The 17,905-nt window shown below is 67.1% G+C and carries 12 protein-coding genes, 1 tRNA gene and 2 pseudogenes; 12 read left to right on the top strand and 3 right to left on the bottom strand.

Annotation, left to right across the window (positions count from 1 at the left end; all coding sequences use genetic code 11):
• Window positions 1-587: 587 nt before the first annotated feature.
• The 7 genes from OHS82_RS24155 to OHS82_RS24125 all read left to right on the top strand — a co-directional run bounded on the left by OHS82_RS24155 (window position 588) and on the right by OHS82_RS24125 (window position 10,588).
• Window positions 588-1,688, top strand: coding sequence for a LacI family DNA-binding transcriptional regulator (locus tag OHS82_RS24155; protein ID WP_242433153.1), 1,101 nt, complete (start codon window positions 588-590; stop codon window positions 1,686-1,688).
• A gap of 242 nt (window positions 1,689-1,930) precedes the next feature.
• Window positions 1,931-3,178 carry a sugar ABC transporter substrate-binding protein gene (locus tag OHS82_RS24150; RefSeq protein ID WP_057578844.1) on the top strand — a complete coding sequence of 416 codons (1,248 nt, stop codon included), beginning with the start codon at window positions 1,931-1,933 and terminating at the stop codon, window positions 3,176-3,178.
• Between the two features lie 19 nt (window positions 3,179-3,197).
• The gene (locus tag OHS82_RS24145) at window positions 3,198-4,181 is read left to right on the top strand and encodes a carbohydrate ABC transporter permease (RefSeq protein ID WP_328434461.1); all 984 of its coding nucleotides are present in this window, start codon (window positions 3,198-3,200) and stop codon (window positions 4,179-4,181) included.
• Window positions 4,178-5,020, top strand: a complete 843-nt coding sequence (locus tag OHS82_RS24140; protein ID WP_057578848.1) for a carbohydrate ABC transporter permease — start codon at window positions 4,178-4,180, stop codon at window positions 5,018-5,020. Before OHS82_RS24145 ends, OHS82_RS24140 begins: the two co-directional genes overlap by 4 nt.
• A gap of 123 nt (window positions 5,021-5,143) precedes the next feature.
• On the top strand, window positions 5,144-6,910 hold the full coding sequence (locus OHS82_RS24135) for an amylo-alpha-1,6-glucosidase (protein WP_328434460.1): 1,767 nt from the start codon (window positions 5,144-5,146) through the stop codon (window positions 6,908-6,910).
• An 83-nt stretch (window positions 6,911-6,993) separates the two neighbouring features.
• Window positions 6,994-10,188 carry an RICIN domain-containing protein gene (locus tag OHS82_RS24130; protein ID WP_328434459.1) on the top strand — a complete coding sequence of 1,065 codons (3,195 nt, stop codon included), beginning with the start codon at window positions 6,994-6,996 and terminating at the stop codon, window positions 10,186-10,188.
• Between the two features lie 324 nt (window positions 10,189-10,512).
• A tRNA-Arg gene (locus tag OHS82_RS24125) sits at window positions 10,513-10,588 on the top strand.
• A 76-nt stretch (window positions 10,589-10,664) separates the two neighbouring features.
• Here the strand turns inward: OHS82_RS24125 and OHS82_RS24120 are convergent.
• Window positions 10,665-11,818, bottom strand: a pseudogene (locus OHS82_RS24120) (tyrosine-type recombinase/integrase).
• A gap of 131 nt (window positions 11,819-11,949) precedes the next feature.
• Here OHS82_RS24120 and OHS82_RS24110 point away from each other — a divergent pair.
• Window positions 11,950-12,042 (top strand): annotated as a pseudogene (locus OHS82_RS24110) (IS5 family transposase); the annotation flags it as partial.
• Window positions 12,043-12,451: 409 nt separating this feature from the next.
• Window positions 12,452-13,498 (top strand): class I SAM-dependent methyltransferase, encoded by a 1,047-nt coding sequence (locus OHS82_RS24105; protein WP_328434458.1) that lies wholly within the window; start codon window positions 12,452-12,454, stop codon window positions 13,496-13,498.
• Between the two features lie 163 nt (window positions 13,499-13,661).
• On the opposite strand, the gene OHS82_RS24100 is transcribed toward OHS82_RS24105, so the two are convergent.
• Window positions 13,662-14,681, bottom strand: a complete 1,020-nt coding sequence (locus OHS82_RS24100; protein ID WP_328434457.1) for a hypothetical protein — start codon at window positions 14,679-14,681, stop codon at window positions 13,662-13,664.
• A gap of 518 nt (window positions 14,682-15,199) precedes the next feature.
• Between OHS82_RS24100 and OHS82_RS24095 the strand changes: the two genes are divergently transcribed.
• On the top strand, window positions 15,200-15,595 hold the full coding sequence (locus OHS82_RS24095) for an SCO4402 family protein (RefSeq protein ID WP_328434456.1): 396 nt from the start codon (window positions 15,200-15,202) through the stop codon (window positions 15,593-15,595).
• 240 nt (window positions 15,596-15,835) lie between these two features.
• Window positions 15,836-16,084, top strand: a complete 249-nt coding sequence (locus OHS82_RS24090; protein ID WP_242433102.1) for an Imm32 family immunity protein — start codon at window positions 15,836-15,838, stop codon at window positions 16,082-16,084.
• 139 nt (window positions 16,085-16,223) lie between these two features.
• On the opposite strand, the gene OHS82_RS24085 is transcribed toward OHS82_RS24090, so the two are convergent.
• On the bottom strand, window positions 16,224-16,577 hold the full coding sequence (locus OHS82_RS24085) for a hypothetical protein (protein WP_057577858.1): 354 nt from the start codon (window positions 16,575-16,577) through the stop codon (window positions 16,224-16,226).
• 757 nt (window positions 16,578-17,334) lie between these two features.
• Between OHS82_RS24085 and OHS82_RS24080 the strand changes: the two genes are divergently transcribed.
• Window positions 17,335-17,823, top strand: a complete 489-nt coding sequence (locus OHS82_RS24080) for a hypothetical protein (protein ID WP_328434455.1) — start codon at window positions 17,335-17,337, stop codon at window positions 17,821-17,823.
• The last annotated feature ends 82 nt before the right edge of the window (window positions 17,824-17,905 follow it).

Genomic DNA, 17,905 nt, shown 5'->3' with positions numbered 1-17,905 from the left:
CCCCCTGTCCCCAGCCGCCGCGCGCCTGTGTGCGCTCGGCGCCTCGGCGCGGACGACAGCTCTCGAAAGCTCTCACAGCTCTCGAAAGCTCTCGACGGTGACAGCGATCGAACCGGTTCGACGAACCTAGCACCGGAGCCACCGGCCGACAACACTCCGGACGCGACCCCTCCCACGGGGCCCTCCCACGGGACCCTCCGCCACCGGACGCCGCCCGAGGCCGTCCCTCGCCGACCCTGAGGTCGACCTGAGGGCAGAGCCGGGCCTGGCGGGGCCGGCGGCGAGGGCCGCCCCGACGCCGCCCCCTCTCCCTGACGGCGCCGGGCACCCGCCGGGACGAGGGCTTTTCGCCCGACGGACCATCCCCCGGCCCGGCGGCGGGCGCGGTCCACGCGCTGTCGGATCAGGCCGCGCCCCGCCACCACCGACGTTTCCGGGACGTTACGAGAAATCCGGCGCGAGGCGTTGACACCCGTCCGGGTTGCTCCTACCTTCACTTCACGCGAACCGGTTCGATGAACGGCCACCCGGCCGCGGTCGTTCCCCGGAACAGTCGAACCGATTCGATCAACCCGGCAAGGAGTCCCGTGAACATCGGTGAGATCGCCAAGCGGGCCGGTGTCTCGCGGAGCACCGTGTCGTACGCCCTCAGCGGGAAGCGCCCCGTGTCCGAGGAGACCCGCGACAAGATCCAGCGGGTCATCGACGAGCTGGGCTACCAGCCCAACGCGAGTGCGCGGGCCCTGGCCAACGGCCGGACCAACACCATCGGTCTGGTCTTCCCGCCCGCCGGCAACCACTACACCGGCATGCAGCTGGACTTCATCGGCAGCGTGACGGAGGCCGCCGCGGCCTACGACTACGACGTGCTGCTCTCGCCGAGCGGCATGGACAGCGACCGCTCGTTCCAGCGGCTGCTCGGCGAACGGCGGGTCGACGGAGCGATCCTGATGGAGATCCGGCTGCAGGACGACCGGCTCGACCACCTCACCGCGCTGGACTTCCCCTCCGTCGCCATCGGCCGCACCGCCCACCCGCAGGGCAGCTGGTGGGTGGGCCTGGACCACACGGCGCTGGCGGCGGCCTGTGTGCACCACCTCGCGGACCTGGGCCACCGCAGGGTCGCCTTCGTCAACCGGCCCGAGCAGCTGCTGCGGGCCGGCTACGAATCGGCCCACCGGGGTCTCGACGGGTTCACCAAGGCCGCCGCGGAACGCGGCCTCACCGTCAGGACGTACTGCTGCGGTGACGACGCCGCCTCGGGTCTCGCCTGCCTGGAGCGGATCCTGCACGACGATCCCGCCACCACGGCGCTGGTCACGCTGAACGAGGCCGCGCTCGGCGGCCTCTACCGAGGCCTGGCGCAGGCCGGCCGTCATGTGCCGCGTGACTTCTCCGTCACCGGGGTCGTGGCCGGCCGGTGGGCGGAGACGGTGACGCCGCAGCTCACGGCGGCCGACGTGCCGGCGGAGCAGATGGGCCGCCTGGCCGTCGACCTGCTCGTGGAACGGCTCGACCACCCCGACACACCAGCCCGGCACCACCTCCTCGCACCGCCGATCTCGCTGCGGGCCAGCACCGCACCCGCCGGACCCACCTCCGCCGGACCCGGACCCGCCGGACCCGGCCCCGCCGAAGCCACTCCCGCCGAGCGGGGAGCGGACCCCGCGGCCTCCACGCACCCCTAGCCGTCACCGGGGGCGCCCCGCCGGCGCCCTCCGCTCCACCCACCGCACCCGGCCGTCACCCCGGCCTCCCTCCTCCCTCCTCCCCTCCCCGCCCGGGTTCCGTGAACCCGGCGGCCCCGGATCACCCCTTCCCCGGCACACCCGTGCCGCTCTCACGGCACACCCATGTCTGTGCCGATCTCCCGGGCACATCCGTGCCGATCCCAGGGCACACCCGTGCCGAAAACCATTGAGGACACGCCATGAACAGATCCGCCGGACGGCGTCTCACCGCCGCAGTCCTGACCGTCGTCGCCGTCACCGCCGGCGCCACCGCGTGCTCCTCCGGAGCGAGCGGCACGTCCACGAAGGGCTCGGACGGCGGCACGTTCACCATCTGGGACCCCTACCCCCAGTTCGACAAGAGCTCGGCGTGGGCGAAGCTGCTGGACGGCTGCGGCGCCAAGGCCGGCGTGAAGGTCAAGCGGACCGCGTTCGACACCGGTGACCTGACGAACAAGGCGCTGCTGGCGGCGCAGCAGGGCAACTCCGCGGACGTCCTCATCGTCGACAACCCGGTGGTGTCGACCCTGGCGGAGGCGGGCGTGCTGACCTCCACGGACGACACGAAGCTGGACGTCTCGAAGGTCGACCACAACCTGCTCGCGGCGGGCCAGTCGGGGGGGAAGACCTACGGCACGCCCATCGGCGCCAACACCCTCGCCCTGTACTACAACAAGGCGGTGCTGAAGGCGGCCGGGGTGGACGTCTCCTCGGTCAAGGACTGGAAGTCGCTGACGGCGGCGCTGGCGAAGGTCAAGACGGCGGGCAAGAAGGGCATCACGTTCTCCGCGATCGGCACGGAGGAGGGCAGCTTCCAGTTCCTGCCCTGGTACTGGGGCGCCGGAGCCCAGCTGACCGCACTCGACTCCGACCAGGCGGTCTCCGCGCTGGCGCTCTGGAAGGGCTGGCTGGACAAGGGCTACGCCCCCAACTCGGTGATCAACAACACCCAGACGACCAGTTGGCAGGAGTTCGCGACCGGCGACTACGCGTTCGCGGAGAACGGCACGTGGCAGCTCGCGGGCGCCGCGAAGGCCGGCTTCGACTACGGCGTCATCCCCGTCCCCGCCGCCACCGGAGGAGACGCCGCGGCACCGACGGGCGGCGAGTTCGTCACCGTCCCGGTGCAGGACGACACCGGCCGCTACGCCACCACGCAGAAGCTGGTGTCCTGCCTGAGCAGCAGCCAGAACCTGCTCGCCACCGACACGACGCTGTCCTACGTGGCTCCCACCGCCGAGGTCCAGGCCAAGCAGGTCGCGGCCGACCCCGGACTGGGGCCCTGGGTCGACGCGGTGCACGCCGCCAAGGGACGCACCAGTGACGACCTGGGCACCAAATACCCCAAGATCTCGGAGCAGTTGTGGAAGGCCGTGCAGTCCGCTCTCAGCGGGTCGGCGTCGCCGAAGGACGCGCTGACCGCAGCCCAGTCCGCCGCCGCCAAGTGACCAGGACCCCGGCCAGCCGATGAAGCACACGACAACGTCGCCGGACCGCCGGCCGGTACGCGACCGGAACGGGGCGGCGACCGTCGCCCCGCCCCCGGCCCGCACCCCGGCCCGGCGTCGTCCCGCCTCCCCGCAGTGGGCCGCCTGGGCGTTCCTCACCCCGGTGACCCTCTACCTCGTCCTCTTCTACGCCTATCCGCTCTACCGCAACATCGACCTGAGCCTGCGCCACTACACCGTGCGTTCCTTCGTCCGGGGTGACGCGCCGTTCACGGGCCTGGCCAACTACCGGATCGTGTTCGACGACCCGACGTTCGCTCCGGCGCTGCTGCACACGGCGGCGTTCACCGCGGTGTGCCTGGTCTTCCAGTACGCGATCGGCCTGGCGCTCGCCGTCTTCTTCAACCAGAGCTTCCGGCTCTCCGCCACCTTGCGGGCGCTGTTCCTGGTGCCGTGGCTGCTGCCGCTCATCGTGTCGGCGTCGACCTGGTCGTGGATGCTCAACAGCGACTCCGGCATCGTCAACGCCGCCCTGCACGCCGTCGGCATCGGTCCGGTGAACTGGCTGACCTCGCCGTCCTGGTCGCTGGCCTCGGTGATCATCGCGAACATCTGGATCGGCGTCCCCTTCAACCTCGTCGTGCTCTACAGCGGTCTGCAGTCCATCCCCGCCGGCCTGTACGAGGCGGCCGCGCTCGACGGGGCGAACGCCTGGCAGCGCTTCTGGCGCATCACCTTCCCCCTGCTGCGGCCGGTGTCCGCGATCACCCTCCTGCTGGGCCTCGTCTACACGCTCAAGGTCTTCGACATCATCTGGATCATGACCAAGGGCGGCCCGGCCGACTCGTCCACCACCTTCGCCACCTGGTCCTACCGGCTCGGCTTCGGCAACCTGCTGCCCGCCTTCGGCCCCGGAGCGGCCGTCGGCAACCTGCTGGTCGTCGCCGCCCTGGTCTTCGGCCTGATCCACGTCCGGGTCCAGCGAAAGCAGGCACTGTCATGACGCACGCACGGACGGTCCCGAACCGTCGCCGCCGCACCTGGGTGAAGACGGCCGTCGGCGTGCTGCTGACCGCGGTCATGCTGTTCCCGGTCTACTGGATGCTCAACGTGTCCTTCACCCGCGACCAGGACATGCGCAAGAGCCCGCCGGACCTGTTCCCCGCGCACCCGACCCTGGAGGGCTACCGGGCCGTCGTCGACCAGCAACTGCCCTACCTCGGCACCAGCCTCGTCATCGGCCTCGGCACGGTGGCCCTGACCGTGGCGCTGGCCGCACCCGCCGGCTACGCGCTGGCCAAACTGCGCCCGCGCGGCCGCGGCATCCTCAACTTCGTGCTGCTGGCCGCCCAGATGATCCCCGGCATCATCATGGCGATGGGCTTCTACGCCATCTACCTGCAGCTCGGCATGCTCCAGTCCGTGCCCGGCCTGATCGTCGCCGACTCCACGCTGGCCGTCCCGTTCGCCGTCCTCATCTTCACCGCGTTCATGTCCGGCATCCCCGGCGAACTGCTGCAGGCCGCGAAGACGGACGGGGCCGGACCACTGCGCACGTTCTGGGCGATCGTCCTGCCGATGAGCCGCAACTCCGTGGTCACGGTGTCCCTGTTCGCCTTCCTGTGGTCGTGGTCCGACTTCGTCTTCGCCAGCACGCTCGTCAACGGCGGCGCCCACGAGCCGATCACCCTCGGCATCTACCACTACATCGGCAACAACAACCAGCAGTGGAACGCCATCATGGCCACCGCCGTCGTGGCCTCGCTGCCGGCCGCGGTCATCCTCGTCCTGGCCCAGCGCTACGTCGCCGCCGGCGTGACCGCCGGCGCGGTCAAGGACTGACCCCGGCACCACCCGTGTCGCCGCGCTCCCCACGAGCCGCCGCGCGAGCACCGTCGCCCCGTCCGGCGAACCGCGAACCGCGAACCGCCGACCGCCCCCGCACAAGAAATGAGTGCCGCCTCCATGACCGCCGCACCGGCCGGCCCGGCCTTCTCCGTCCTCGACATACCCTTCAGCACCCACGGCTCCTGGTTCGGCGTCTCCCCCGTGCTGGCGGAGCGGACGCTCGCCGAGGACCTCCACCTCGTCTCGCACCAGAACGGCATGCACGCCGTCCTGCGCCTCGTTCCCCTCGACGCGGCGACGGGCGAGCGGGCGGAGACCTCCGTCGAGGCGACGCCGGGCCTGCTCGGCTGGAGCGGCGCGGCCGGGCGGGTGGACCTCGCCTACGAGTCGCCCGACACCGTGCGCGTGCGGGGCGAGGGACTGGACCTGCGGGTCACCGCGGCGGCGCACGCCCTGACCCCCTTCGGCGGGACCTACTTCTACCGCGATCCGGTGGACGGCGCGCACGTGTTCACCTCCTACGAGACCGGCCGCCGCTACCGGATCACCGTGCTGTCGGGCACGGTCACCGCCGTCTTGGGATCCCAGGCGCTGGGCGACGGCGACCGCGGTCTGACGGTCGCCGCCGGGGCCGACGGCTCGTGGGAGATCGCGATCGAGGAACACGAGACCGCACGACCGCCCTTCCACTCCCCGGCGACGTTCGGCGAGGTCCGGGAGGCGGCGCGCCAGCTGTTCGCCGGCTTCGCCGGCACCGTCGCGCCCTGGCGCTCGGAGGCCACCCCGGCCGCCGAACTCGCCGCCTACGTGGTGTGGTCGGCGACCGTGCTCCCGGCCGGACTCGTCACCCGGCCCGCCGTGCTGATGTCCAAGCACTGGATGGACAAGGTGTGGAGCTGGGACCACTGCTTCAACGCCCTCGCCCTGGCGCCGGGTTGTCCCGAGCTGGCCTGGGACCAGTACTCCCTCCCCTTCGACCACCAGGACGCCGCCGGCGCGCTCCCCGACTCCGTCACCCACTCCGAGGTCCTCTACAACTTCGTCAAACCGCCCATCCACGGCTGGGCCCTCGGCAACCTGCGCCGACGGCTCCCCGAGCCGCTCACCCGAGCCCAGCTGACCGAGGCGTACGACCGGCTCACCCGCTGGACGGACTTCTGGCTCACCGCGCGGCGCGCACCCGACACCGCCCTGCCCCACTATCAGCACGGCAACGACAGCGGCTGGGACAACGCCACCACCTTCGACCCGGGGCGTCTCGCCGTCACCGCCGACCTCACCGCCCTGCTGATCCTGCAACTCGACGAACTGGCCCGGCTGGCCGAGGAACTGGGCTTCCCCGAGGACGCCCGGCGGCGCGCCGCCACCGCCGACGACCTCCAGGCGGCCCTGCTCGACGAACTGTGGGACGGCGAACGGTTCCTGAGCCGCCCGGCCCACGGCGGAGCCCGCACCCCCAGCGCCAGCCTGCTCGACCTGATGCCGATCGTGCTCGGCGACCGGCTGCCCGCCGCGGTCCGCGACCGGCTGGCCGAACGGATCGAGGCCCACCTCACCGCGTTCGGCCTGGCCACCGAACACCCCGGCTCCCCGCACTACGAGCCCGACGGCTACTGGCGCGGCCCCATCTGGGCCCCGGCCACCGTGCTCGTCGAGGACGGCCTGCGCCGCGCCGGGCACGTTCGCCTCGCGGACGAGATCAGCGCCCGCTTCCGCGCCCTGTGCGAGTCCTCGGGCTTCGCCGAGAACTTCGACGCCCTGACCGGCGAGGGACTGCGCGACCGCGCCTACACCTGGACCGCGAGCAGCTACCTCCTCCTCGCCCGGGACCACGAACGTCGCGGCGCGGAAGCCGGGGCGAGCGTCACCACCACCGTCGCCTGACCCTCGGGCGACACCCACCCACACGTCCGGCACGGGGGCCGACGCAGCGACAACCAGCCCCATCCCTGAAGGGACGCAAGCACATGCCAAGACTCGGGCAGAGGCGCTCGGCCAAGAGACGCCTCCTCCACGGCATCACCAGGACGCTGCTCCCGCTGACCGTGGTGGCCGCCGTCACCACCGTGACGGCGACGCCGGCCTCCGCGGCCACCCCCACCCTCACCGTCGACCTCGCCACCTCCACCGGAGCCTTCCGCGGCGGCGCGTCCGGGGCGCTGTACGGCCTGTACGGACCGGACGTGCCGACGAACAACCTCATCGAGGGAATGGGGCTGCAGACCACCAACACCAAGTACCAGGACGGCCAGCAGCACCCCGGCTCGGACGCCCTGGAGGTCGCCGAGCCGTTCGTCGACAGCGGCGGCAGGGACGTCATGATCTACATGACGGACGTGTACCGAGGGGTCTACGAACGGACCAGCTACGCGCAGTACCAGGGGTACATGAGAACCCAGGTCGAGCAGGCGAAGGCCAGCCCCTACGCGAGCCACATCGTCTTCGTGCCCTACAACGAGCCCGACATAGGCTGGTTCAACGGCATGCGCACCAACGCGAGCGCGCTGGCCAACTTCAACGCCGAGTGGCGCCAGACGTACGACTTCATCAAGGGCATCTGGCCCCAGGCGCGGCTGGCGGGACCCAACAGCGCCGGTTACAGCGACTCCTCCCTCAAGGGGTTCCTCACCTACTGCAAGGCCAACAACTGCCTGCCCGACGTGGTGACCTGGCACACCCTGGGCAGCCCGGCCGGCGTCCGCAGCACCGTCGACGCCTACCGCGCGGTGGAGACCGCCGCGGGGATCACCTCTCCCCTCACCGTCAACCTCAACGAGTACGCCCACCGCTACCACCTGACCGACCCCGGCCAGATGGTCCAGTGGATCGCGGCCCTCGAGGACGAGAAGGTCGACGGCAACCTGCCGTACTGGAACATCAACGGCAACCTCGGCGACTCCGCCGCCGCCCAGAACACCCCCAACGCCCAGTGGTGGCTGTACAACTGGTACAGCTCCATGAAGGGCGGCAACACCGTCAAGGTCACCAGTACCGAGGCCGACGCCGCGTACACCCTCCAGGGCGTGGCGAGCCTGGACACGGCCAAGAAGCAGGCCCGCGTGATCCTCGCCGGCGGCGGCACCAGCGGCGCCTCCAGCACGGTGATCAAGAACATCGACCCCGCGGTCTTCGGCAGCACCGTGCACGTCAGCGTGTTCCAGGACCGCTACAGCGGCTACATCGGCGCGGCGGCCACCCCGACCCGGCTCTCGGACGCCGACGTCGCCGTGGGCTCCGACGGCTCGATCACCCTCCCGCTCACCCTCGACGCGATGTCCGCGTACCAGGTGATCGTCTCTCCCGGGGGCACCGGCAGCGCCACCGCCTCCGACAGCACCTGGACCGGCACGTACGAGGCCGAGAACGCCACGCTCAGCGGCAGCGGCTACAACATCAACACCGAGGGCACGACCGGCAACGTCGGCAAGTTCGCCACCTCGGGCACCAAGGACGTCGGCGGTCTGCGCACCGGCTCGACCACGGTGATCTCCTTCCCGGTCTCCGTGCCCACCACCGGCGACTACGACCTGTCGGTGTTCGGCAACAGCTACGCCAAGGACGCCGACGTCAAGGGCCCGACGGACGTGTACATGCGGGTCGACGGCGGCGCCTCGACCAGGATGGACCTGCCGGTGGGCTTCCAGTGGGTGGTCTGGGGGCACAGCGACACCACCGTGCACCTCACCTCCGGCAGCCACACCGTCACCCTGGCCACCACCGGTGACAACGGCGCGAAGACCACCGGCGACGCCCTCGTCGACAAGATCGACCTGAGGTACCGGAACGCCGCGGTCCAGGGCACCACGCTCTACGAGGCCGAGCAGGCCGCCCTCTCCGACAGCGGCACCGCCGCCTACGCCTCCCAGGGCCAGTCCGGCGCGGGCTCGGTCAACCTCACCTCCGGAAAGTCCGCCACGTTCTGGGTCTACTCCGCGCAGGACGGCTACGCCGACCTGACAGCCCGCTACCGCAACACCGGCCGGGCCTCTCTCACGGTCAACGGCGCGAGCGCCGACGACCAGATCCTCTCCGGCACGACGACCAGCGCCTGGTCCACCTCCGGCAACCGGGTCCACCTGACCGCCGGCATCAACAAGGTCCAGGTCACCGGCACCGGCGGCACCCTGACCCTGGACGACCTGGCCGTCACCCCGTTCGGCGCCGGCGACGCCGTCACCACCGGCAACGTCGTCACCTACAAGGCCGAGAGCGGCACCCTCACCGGCGCCGCGGCCGCCGACGCCACCTACAGCCAGGCCGACGGCAAAGTCGTCACCGGCATCGGCAACGGAACCGCCAACTCCCTCACCCTCGCCGTCGACGCGCCCACGGCCGGCACCTACGCCATGACCATGCGCTACGCCAACGCCGAGGAACTGCCCTCCAACCACTACAACCCCGACCTGTACGCCGAGCACGCCGACGTCAGCGTCAACGGCCGCGCCGCCACCCGCGTCAACTTCGCCAGCACCCTGCACTGGAACCAGTTCGCCACCCACACCGTCCCCGTGACCCTGGCCAAGGGCGCCAACACGGTCAAGTTCACCGCCTCCCAGCTCTACGACTACGACGGCACGACCATCGGCGTGGTCTACTCCGGCGGCGGGAGCGACATCGGCCAGCCCATGCGCTCCAGCTCCGCGCCCCACCTGGACGAGATCTCCTTCGCGCCGCAGAACCTCCACACCGGCGCCGCGACCGGCTTCTCCTCCACCGCCGTCGCCCAGCACAGCTCGCTCTGCCTGGAGAACCCCGGCCAGTCCGCCGCCGACGGCACCCAGTACCGGCAGAACACCTGCACGAGCGGCCAGGAGCAGATCTTCGACTTCCACCCCGTCAGCGGCACCACCGACACCTACACCGTCGTCAACCACTCCAGCGGCAAGTGCCTCGACATCTCCCGGATCTCCACCGCCAACGCCGCCGCCGTCCAGCAGTGGACCTGCACCGGCGCCGACAACCAGCGGTTCACCCTCCGACCGGTGACCGCACTCGGCAACAGTCACGACTACCAGCTCGTCGCCGTACACAGCGGCAAGTGCGTCGACGTCAGCACCGTCTCCACCGCCCCCGGCGCCCTCGTCCACCAGTGGACCTGCGACACCGGCAGCACCCTGACCACCAAGAAGAACCAGATCTGGCGCCTGCTCGGCAGGTCATGACCGCCCGCGTGTGACGGCTCCCGACTCCCGTCCCGTCCGAACCGGAGGTGCAGTGGGCTACGCCTCCGGCTCGGGAGGGTGCTCCCTCGTGGCGACACGCGTGCCACACAGCCTGGCCACCCCCTCCGCTCCGATACACCAGCGCCCGTCCGAGCCTCGATCCGGTAGTCTGTTGATCGAGCGCCCCGACGGGCGCTGCGGCGTGTCACGCGGGCTCCGCCCACCGCCTCGCCGCAGCTGCCGCCTCAGGTCGCTCAGGGCTTGACCGAGAGACCTGGCCACGACTCGTGCACCGAGTCCCGCGCAAGGTTTCACCCAAGCCCCGCCTTCGTAGCTCAGGGGATAGAGCACCGCTCTCCTAAAGCGGGTGTCGCAGGTTCGAATCCTGCCGGGGGCACCAGTTCAGAAGGGGTCCACCTCCGATTTTTCGGAGGTGGACCCCTTCTGACATCCAGATCTGACATCAACGACAACGGTCACTGACGACCGGGGCGCCTCTTCCGCAGCAGCCGGTCCATGTGGCTCATGGCTTCCCGTTGCGTGTCCTGCACGACGTGCGTGTAGACGTCCATGGTGATGCTGATCTGCGAGTGCCCGAGGATCTCCATCACGACGCGCGGTGCGACCCCGGCCGCCGTGAGGAGCGTGGCGGTGCCGTGCCGGGCGTCGTGCAGCCGGATCACGCGGAGGCCGGCGGACTGGGCGACGCGGGTGAAGGAGCGGTAGACGTTCCGCGGCTCGACCTGACGACCGGTACGGGTGGTGAAGACGTAGCCCGACTCCTGCCAGGTCTCCCCCGCCTTGGCCCGAGCCGCCGCCTGCCGCATCCGGTGCCAGCGCAAGGGCGCGATGCAGAGCGCGGGCAGCGGGACGACACGACGACGGCGGCTCTTGGGGTCGTCGTCGTAGAGGACGCCGCGACGGCGCTGGGTCTGCTGGCGGACGTAGAGGACGCGGTTGTCGAGGTCGAGGTCGGACCAGCGGAGACCGATGATCTCGCCCCGCCGCAGGCCCATGGCGATGGCGAGGACGAAGGCCGCGTAGAGCGGATCCTTACGAGAGGCCGCGAGGAAGTCGAGCGTCTCGTCGAGGCTCCAGGCTGCAACTCCCGATTGTCCGTGCGCGGCGGCTCGACGAGCTTGGCGACGTTGCGCGTGATGAGTTCCTCACGGCAGGCGGAGGTCAGCGCCGAGCGCAGAACCCGGTGCGACTTCTTGGCGGTTGCGGCGGTCGTCTCCTTCTCCAGGCGCATGAGGAAGCGGCGGACGTCGGCGACGCCGAGGCTTTCGAGCCGCTTGCCACCGAGGAGAGGCACCAGGTAGAGGCGGACGTGCGCTTCGTACTTGTCGAAGGTGCTGAGCTTGCGCCGGGGCTTGATGACGTTGTCCAGCCAGTACGGCAGCCACTCGGAGAGCTTGGCCGACTTGGTGGGCACGGCCACGCCCTGGTCCACCTTGTCGAGCAGCTCCCGGCGCTTGGCGTCGCACTCGGCCCATGTCTTGCCGTAGGCGAACTTGCGGGCGCGGGTGCCGTCCGGTTGGAGCACGTAGACCACGCACTGAAAGCGGCCGTCCTTGCGCTTGGTGATGGTGCCGGCGCCGTTCGGATTGCGCTTGCGCTGACTGGCCATCAGGCAGCCTCCTCGATCTGGCCGAGGACGAAGTCGGTGACGGCGTGGGCAGGGATGCGGCGGGCGCCGTCGATCTTGATGGAGGCGAGGCGGTGCGAGTCCGTACTGCCAACACCGTCCCTGCTGCCACCAGGGGCTTCGACGCGGGCAAGAAATTGAAGGGCCGCAAGCGGTTCATCGTCGCCTACACCCTCGGCCTGCTCCTGGCCGTCCACGAGACCAGCCCGGCCCACGACCGCTTGTGCGGCAATCCTCGTAGACAGTCCGCCAGCCCCTCGCCGACGGCAGCCGTTGTCGGTGGTTCGCCTCAAACAAGCCCAGGTGTCGCTCCGGCGCAGGTGCATGCTTTGCCGTTGGGGTGCAAGCTGGAAGAAGACCCAGCTGGAGTCGAATCGGCTGTGAGGGATGGAAATGTCTAGGCTGAATCCACCGACTCGAGAAAATGCCTTAAGTGCGAGCGATGTGGCCCAGCGGCAATTTGACACCTATAGACGCCTTTATCGAGAGGCCCCGTCACTCTCCGATACATTTCAGGTGAATAGTGCGGCGTTCGAATACTGCCGCAGGGTGAATCATTTCTCTCTGATCGTTCCATATGTAATCGACCATAGAATCCTGGTCGAGAGGATATTTATGAATGAAGGCATATTGTGGACTCTTTTGGGTGAGGGCCTGAGGCAGGATGCGCAAGAAGACTTCATCGTTGCGGCCAATGAGATCGCCCAGGAGGCATTGTCGGGCGTCCAGTTGGCCGATATTGTTCCTATTGCTTTCTTGTCTCATGTCTTTCAGTGCGAGGGGCGCGAGTGGACCCATAAAGGCATTGCTTTTATGGGTAGGATACGGGGTCGAGACACCGATCAGAAGTTGCGAAGCGTGAAGCGAACTCGCGCTCAGCTCGTCGATATCGACACCCCTCTCGGTTCGGTCACCCCTTTGCAGAACGCGAAGGTTTTGGGCGTGGCGCAAGAGTGCCTGGCAAGTAAAGAGCGGGGCCGGATTCCATTCCATGACAATGAAATATCCCGGAATGAGCTATATCGAAACCGGTATCAATTTCATGACACGGTCGTCAAGCCAGTCATGCGCGCCGCATCTGAATATGTGTGCGAGCAGAGTCTTGGCGATGTGGCCAAGGTGATTGACGAGGCCATACGGGAAGTTAGTCCGCATTCGATAATCGATGTAGCATGCGGCGAGAATGGGCTATGTAATGCGCTGGCAGAGAGGGGGGATATTCCGATCGTGGTCGGAAACGATGTGGCGTGGAGTCAGATCGAATTGATTCGAAAGACGCGCAGCTTGCCGCACCCAGCATCCTCGCTGCTTTACACAAACCACGACGCCACGGATCTCCCTTTTGCCGACAAGACATTCTCCGTCGCCATCTGCAAGAATGTTTTGCATCATATGGCTTCGGCGGAGGCTGTGAGGGAATTGATTGGCGAGTGTATCAGAATTGCCCATCGGGCGATAATTATCGAAGTTGCGGATCCAGTCGCCGAGCATTTGGGGAGTCGAATCATGCGCCACTACTATATTGACTTCCTCAGGGATGGAGCGGTCAAGTTCTATTCGAGACGGGAGCTTGAAGAGTTCACGGATAAAGATGAGCTTCGTGAGCGATTCCTCATGTCGACCGTTCAAGGCGTATATCAGTTTGCTGTATTTGACTCTTAGGCCATCCGGCAGATACCCAACCCCAGAACCACTCACGCGGGGCTCATCGCCCCCACCCAGCCCGGGATACGGCAGATCTCAAACGCAGACTCAGGAAGAGCTACTCACAGGAGACGCACATTTCGGAGCTGGGGCGGCTGGCGGCAAGGGGATCAATCGAGTCTCAACTCATCGCTTCAGGATCCTCTCTGCGCGCACGAAGCACTTCAATATCGTCAACGAAATCAAACATGTCCTTGCGTTCTTCTGGGTCATGCAAGGGATACATGACTACATGCCCGAAACTAGGACGCACTTCTGTTGACCGCAGTCGCATGCTGAGGTGTTTGGTGTCTAGCTCAAAACCAACCAGATTCAAATCTCGCGCATAGAGTTCAGCCAAGGGCTTTGCAGACGCCTGCGGGAATGTCTTTTTTAGCTGCACGTTATAAGGGGGTTGAAAATACTTAATCAAGCACCCTTCCAGGAAGTCGACGATCATCTCCTCTCTAAGCGGGCCGCTCAGGGCTCGCTCTAGGTGCTGATCATCTTCCAAGTCCGCAGCATCACCTCTTTCACCAGATGGCACAATCGACGTGAAGAGTGTTTGCGAGTCGCTATTTAGCAGAACAATCCAGGCTTCCATATCCCGAGGAAGTTCAGTCAGAATCCTCTGGAGTGTACTGTGCGACTGAAGCCGGGTTATCGCCCCTCGACTACCTTCCGCACCGTAGGCCTTCCCCACGTAGTCGACCATCAGATCTAGAAACTGGGAATCTACTGGAATCCTTTCCATGTCCGAATCTGTCTGGGCCATGGCATAAGCCAGAAAATAACTGGCGTTCCCTCTCGCGATCTGACGCCCCGAAGAGTCCTTCATCTTCAGCACATTGTGCGGCCAGTCCGATTCAATACTTACAGCACCCGACAATCCCGGCTGCCTCCAGAAGCACTCCACGATCGCATCTTCGGACTGTTCATAACTAATGAATCGTGCCGTGATTAGATCGTCATCCACGCTGAGCGAGTCAGGGTCAACGACAGTAAGCGGACGATGCCCGATCAGATAGAGATGACACTCATTCGCGTATTCGAGCAATTCTTTCGGAATGCTCTCATCGCGCAGTGCACGAGGCTCAAGCATGATTGACCTGGTGAGTTCGGCGACCATGCCGAACTCTGTGATGCGTCGCTGAGGGGTCACGACTACAGGTTGTCACGGCGCCTAGACCCAAGTAGTCAAGTCGTTGAAAATAGCAGGTCCCCGACCGCGGGGGAGCACGGTGGGTACAGCCCAGCCCGACGCCACGGACCGACCGTTCGCCCAGGTCAACGTCCAAGCTGGCCGTAGTTGATTGCAGCTCCCCAAGCTGGGAGCTCGCGCACCATCCTCACGGGGCCGACCGTCGTGGCCCGCTCTGGTCGACGACACAAGCCAGTAACGTGGCTGAGGCCAGTGGGGGCGCAGCGAGGCACACGCGTGCGTGGTCGGCTGGCGCACCCGCCGTCGTGGCGGACTGTCGTCGGCTGATGTTCGTGCCACTGTCGTGCCAGATGCAGGGGTCAGCCACGGTCAACGGGGGTGTCTCGCGGTCGAGTTCTCGGCAGGCTGACCAGGTATCGAAGCTCCAGGTCAACGCCCACACTCACCCGCCTCTCTCCTAAAGTGGTGCTCCAGAAAACACCAGCGCCTTCTGAAGGTGCGGTCGCTAGGCTCGGCTCGTGAGCGCAGAAGCCCAAGTCATGGCGAATCACCGTGTCCACGTCGTACCTGTGGTCTTGGCTCTGGCCAATCCACCGTGGCAGCGGGACGTGTGGCTCGACCCTTCGGAGTTCGAGAACATCGACCACGTCTTCCACGCGCTCTTCGATGACTTCTGTGACGCCGATGAGCCTGAGCGGTTTCTCGGCATCAGCTTGAGAACGGAGGAAGAGGTAACTCTCATGCGGGCCCTCGGCGTCGCGCTCAACGCTGCCGCCGCGGAGGCACCCCACGACACCGACGCTGAGTACCTTCAGGCATCAGCCTGGCCCGAAGTCGTGGCCATCGCCGGACGCCTCGCTCAGGTCATGGTCTCGAACGACCTGCGCTTGCTGAGCTGTGGGCAGCATGCGTGAGTGTCTAACTGCGTGACAACGCCAGCAGACAGCGGCGGACGAGCGCGGACGCTTACGGACCATCAGCACAGGTGCGCGGCACACCAGCCCAAGGCGCAGACATCGCCCAAGTTGCTTCGGGACGAAGAAGTCGTCACCCATGTCTCGCCGTACAGTTCTCGCCGTCGCGTCCGGCCCGGAGTACGCGATGCTTGGAGTATGTCCCCTAAACCCAGCGCTGCTCCGTCGATGACCACTCACGTGAGTGCGGCGACCGATGGAGTCACCAGAGTTTTCACGTGGGAGGAAGGCGCACGCATCGAGGTCCGCAACCTGGGCGGTGAGATCGTCATAGAGGCAAACGCTGCCGGGTTGAAGACCCTGGCCGGCCACCTCCTCACGCTCGCCCAGGATGGCACGCCGGACGGTGCTCATCTCCACTTGGAGGAGAACAACGGGCTCGAAGAGGGCTCCGTAGGCCTGGTCTTGGAGCGGTGTGACGACGAATGACTCGTGCCAGACGCGTGCCAGATCGTGCGGGGAATCACGGGGAACAGCGGGGAACTAATCGGCCGTCCACCGCACGTCTGCGTCCCGCCGCCGCAGGTCAGGCCTGGAGCAAGCCCCAGACGCCCTGAGCTTCCCAAGCTCAGTGCTCTACGCCCTCGTTCCCGCGGGTCCCTGTGTAGTGCTCGCCGTCGTCCCCGACGAGGTTCGCTGCCAATTCTGCTGCGAGGTCGGCCAGGGAAGCCCGGTCAACATCAGGGGCATGCGCGCCGGACAGCGTCACACTTCCCTCGTACCAATGGAGCCCGACAGAGGCACCCCCCGGGCTGCTCCAAGTGAAGCCCGGCTGCCGACCGACGTCGACCAGGTCGAGGTACCCATCCTCGCGGAGCCCTGGGCAGCCCCGAGCGAACGCGATCCACTCATCGAACGCGATCGGGTACTCCTCGCTGTCCATCCAGTCCGATGCCCGCGTGATGTGAAGCTCGTATCCCATGCCAGGGATCATTCACCATGGGTCTGACAAGGCACGCTGTCCGCCGGCCGCCGTCTCAGTTTCCGTCTCATTCAGCTCCGTTCACGACGGTTCAGGCGAGACCCCGAGCCGTCCCCGCCCGGACAGCCAACCGCTCATGAACGCAGGTGAACGCTTCTGCACAGAGCTCAACGCCCCACCAACACAGTTGGAAAGCGTGCGCCCCCAAGCAACCTCCCTGGGCCGCCGTGCACCGCTGCGCGGGGCAGTGCACCTTCCATGGAAGACATGTGCACGGCAATCCTGCACTGGTCCGCACAACGGCCGAGACCGGAGGTGGGAGACGTGGCTCCTACGCAGTCCAGGTGTGGAGCGCTCACGGAGAAGGGCACTCGGTGCCGGCGGCTGGCGATGGTGGGTGCGTCGCGATGCAACCTGCACCGTGGCGAGTGGTCGTCGTACACCATCGAGAAGCGCAAGGAAGCCGAACGCAAGGCGAAGGCACGCAGGCGTCGAAAGTGATCCCCAGTCTGTGTGAGATGACGTCCAGGGCTGACATCAACGACATGATCCCCTGACCGCTGCACAGCAACGGAGTACAGCAACCACCGAAACCTCAGCTGACCGCTAACGCCCCTCCGTGGCCAGCTGACCACCCCACCAGACCTCAATGACCCTCCAGCCGAGAGTTCGGGACGAAGAGGTCGCTCCGCAAGGGAGCCGAGGCCAAAACGGCAATCAGCTGGCCAGGAAGTCTCGTTGCTCTCACGATGAGTGCATGGACCGATTGCAGGACAGCGCTTGGCGGTATGTGGCGGAGATACTCCCACCCGAGGAGCTCCCGATGCTTGCTGCTCATGCACTCGTCGACGGGCGTGATTCCCCCGCCCTGCGTTCACTGGCCGGCCTGCCACGCAGGAGCGACGAGACCGAGATCCGTGAACTGTACGTCCAAACCCTGCACGAACTCGGCGTACCCCTTCCCGACGATGAGACGGCCGGCCGCTGGCTCCTCGTAAGCCTCGCGGTCGGTCTCGCGAATGCCGAGCTGAGCCCCAAGGACGTGGTCGACCGGCTGTCGATGACAGTCGCAGCCCGCACCCCGGAGGAGACACAGTTCCTCTCCATCGCAGCGGGCTACAGCAAATGGATGGACGCGGACGAACTCCCGGGATGGGAGAACGGTCTCAGGGCCGCGGCCCACTCGTTGACCGCCTCCACCGATCTCAGATCCGGTATCGGCGTGCCAGGGCCGCGGCGCGACTGACTAACCCGCCTGAACGCGCCCCGTGCCAGACTCGTGCCAGATACTGCGGGGAGCCACGGGGAACAGCGGTCACCCACTCAGA

The sequence above is a fragment of the Streptomyces sp. NBC_00425 genome, assembly GCF_036030735.1.
In the GTDB taxonomy this organism is placed as follows: domain Bacteria; phylum Actinomycetota; class Actinomycetes; order Streptomycetales; family Streptomycetaceae; genus Streptomyces.
Note: the sequence above shows the minus strand (reverse complement) of the source record. Positions and strands in the feature narration are given on the sequence as shown.

Excerpts from the sequence above, each read along its gene's own strand:
- OHS82_RS24150 (WP_057578844.1), top strand. The coding sequence starts at position 1,931 with ATGAACAGATCCGCCGGACGGCGTCTCACCGCCGCAGTCCTGACCGTC.
- OHS82_RS24145 (WP_328434461.1), top strand. The coding sequence starts at position 3,198 with ATGAAGCACACGACAACGTCGCCGGACCGCCGGCCGGTACGCGACCGG.
- OHS82_RS24140 (WP_057578848.1), top strand. The coding sequence starts at position 4,178 with ATGACGCACGCACGGACGGTCCCGAACCGTCGCCGCCGCACCTGGGTG.
- OHS82_RS24135 (WP_328434460.1), top strand. The coding sequence starts at position 5,144 with ATGACCGCCGCACCGGCCGGCCCGGCCTTCTCCGTCCTCGACATACCC.
- OHS82_RS24130 (WP_328434459.1), top strand. The coding sequence starts at position 6,994 with ATGCCAAGACTCGGGCAGAGGCGCTCGGCCAAGAGACGCCTCCTCCAC.
- OHS82_RS24105 (WP_328434458.1), top strand. The coding sequence starts at position 12,452 with ATGAATGAAGGCATATTGTGGACTCTTTTGGGTGAGGGCCTGAGGCAG.
- OHS82_RS24085 (WP_057577858.1), bottom strand. The coding sequence starts at position 16,577 with ATGGGATACGAGCTTCACATCACGCGGGCATCGGACTGGATGGACAGC.
- OHS82_RS24080 (WP_328434455.1), top strand. The coding sequence starts at position 17,335 with ATGGACCGATTGCAGGACAGCGCTTGGCGGTATGTGGCGGAGATACTC.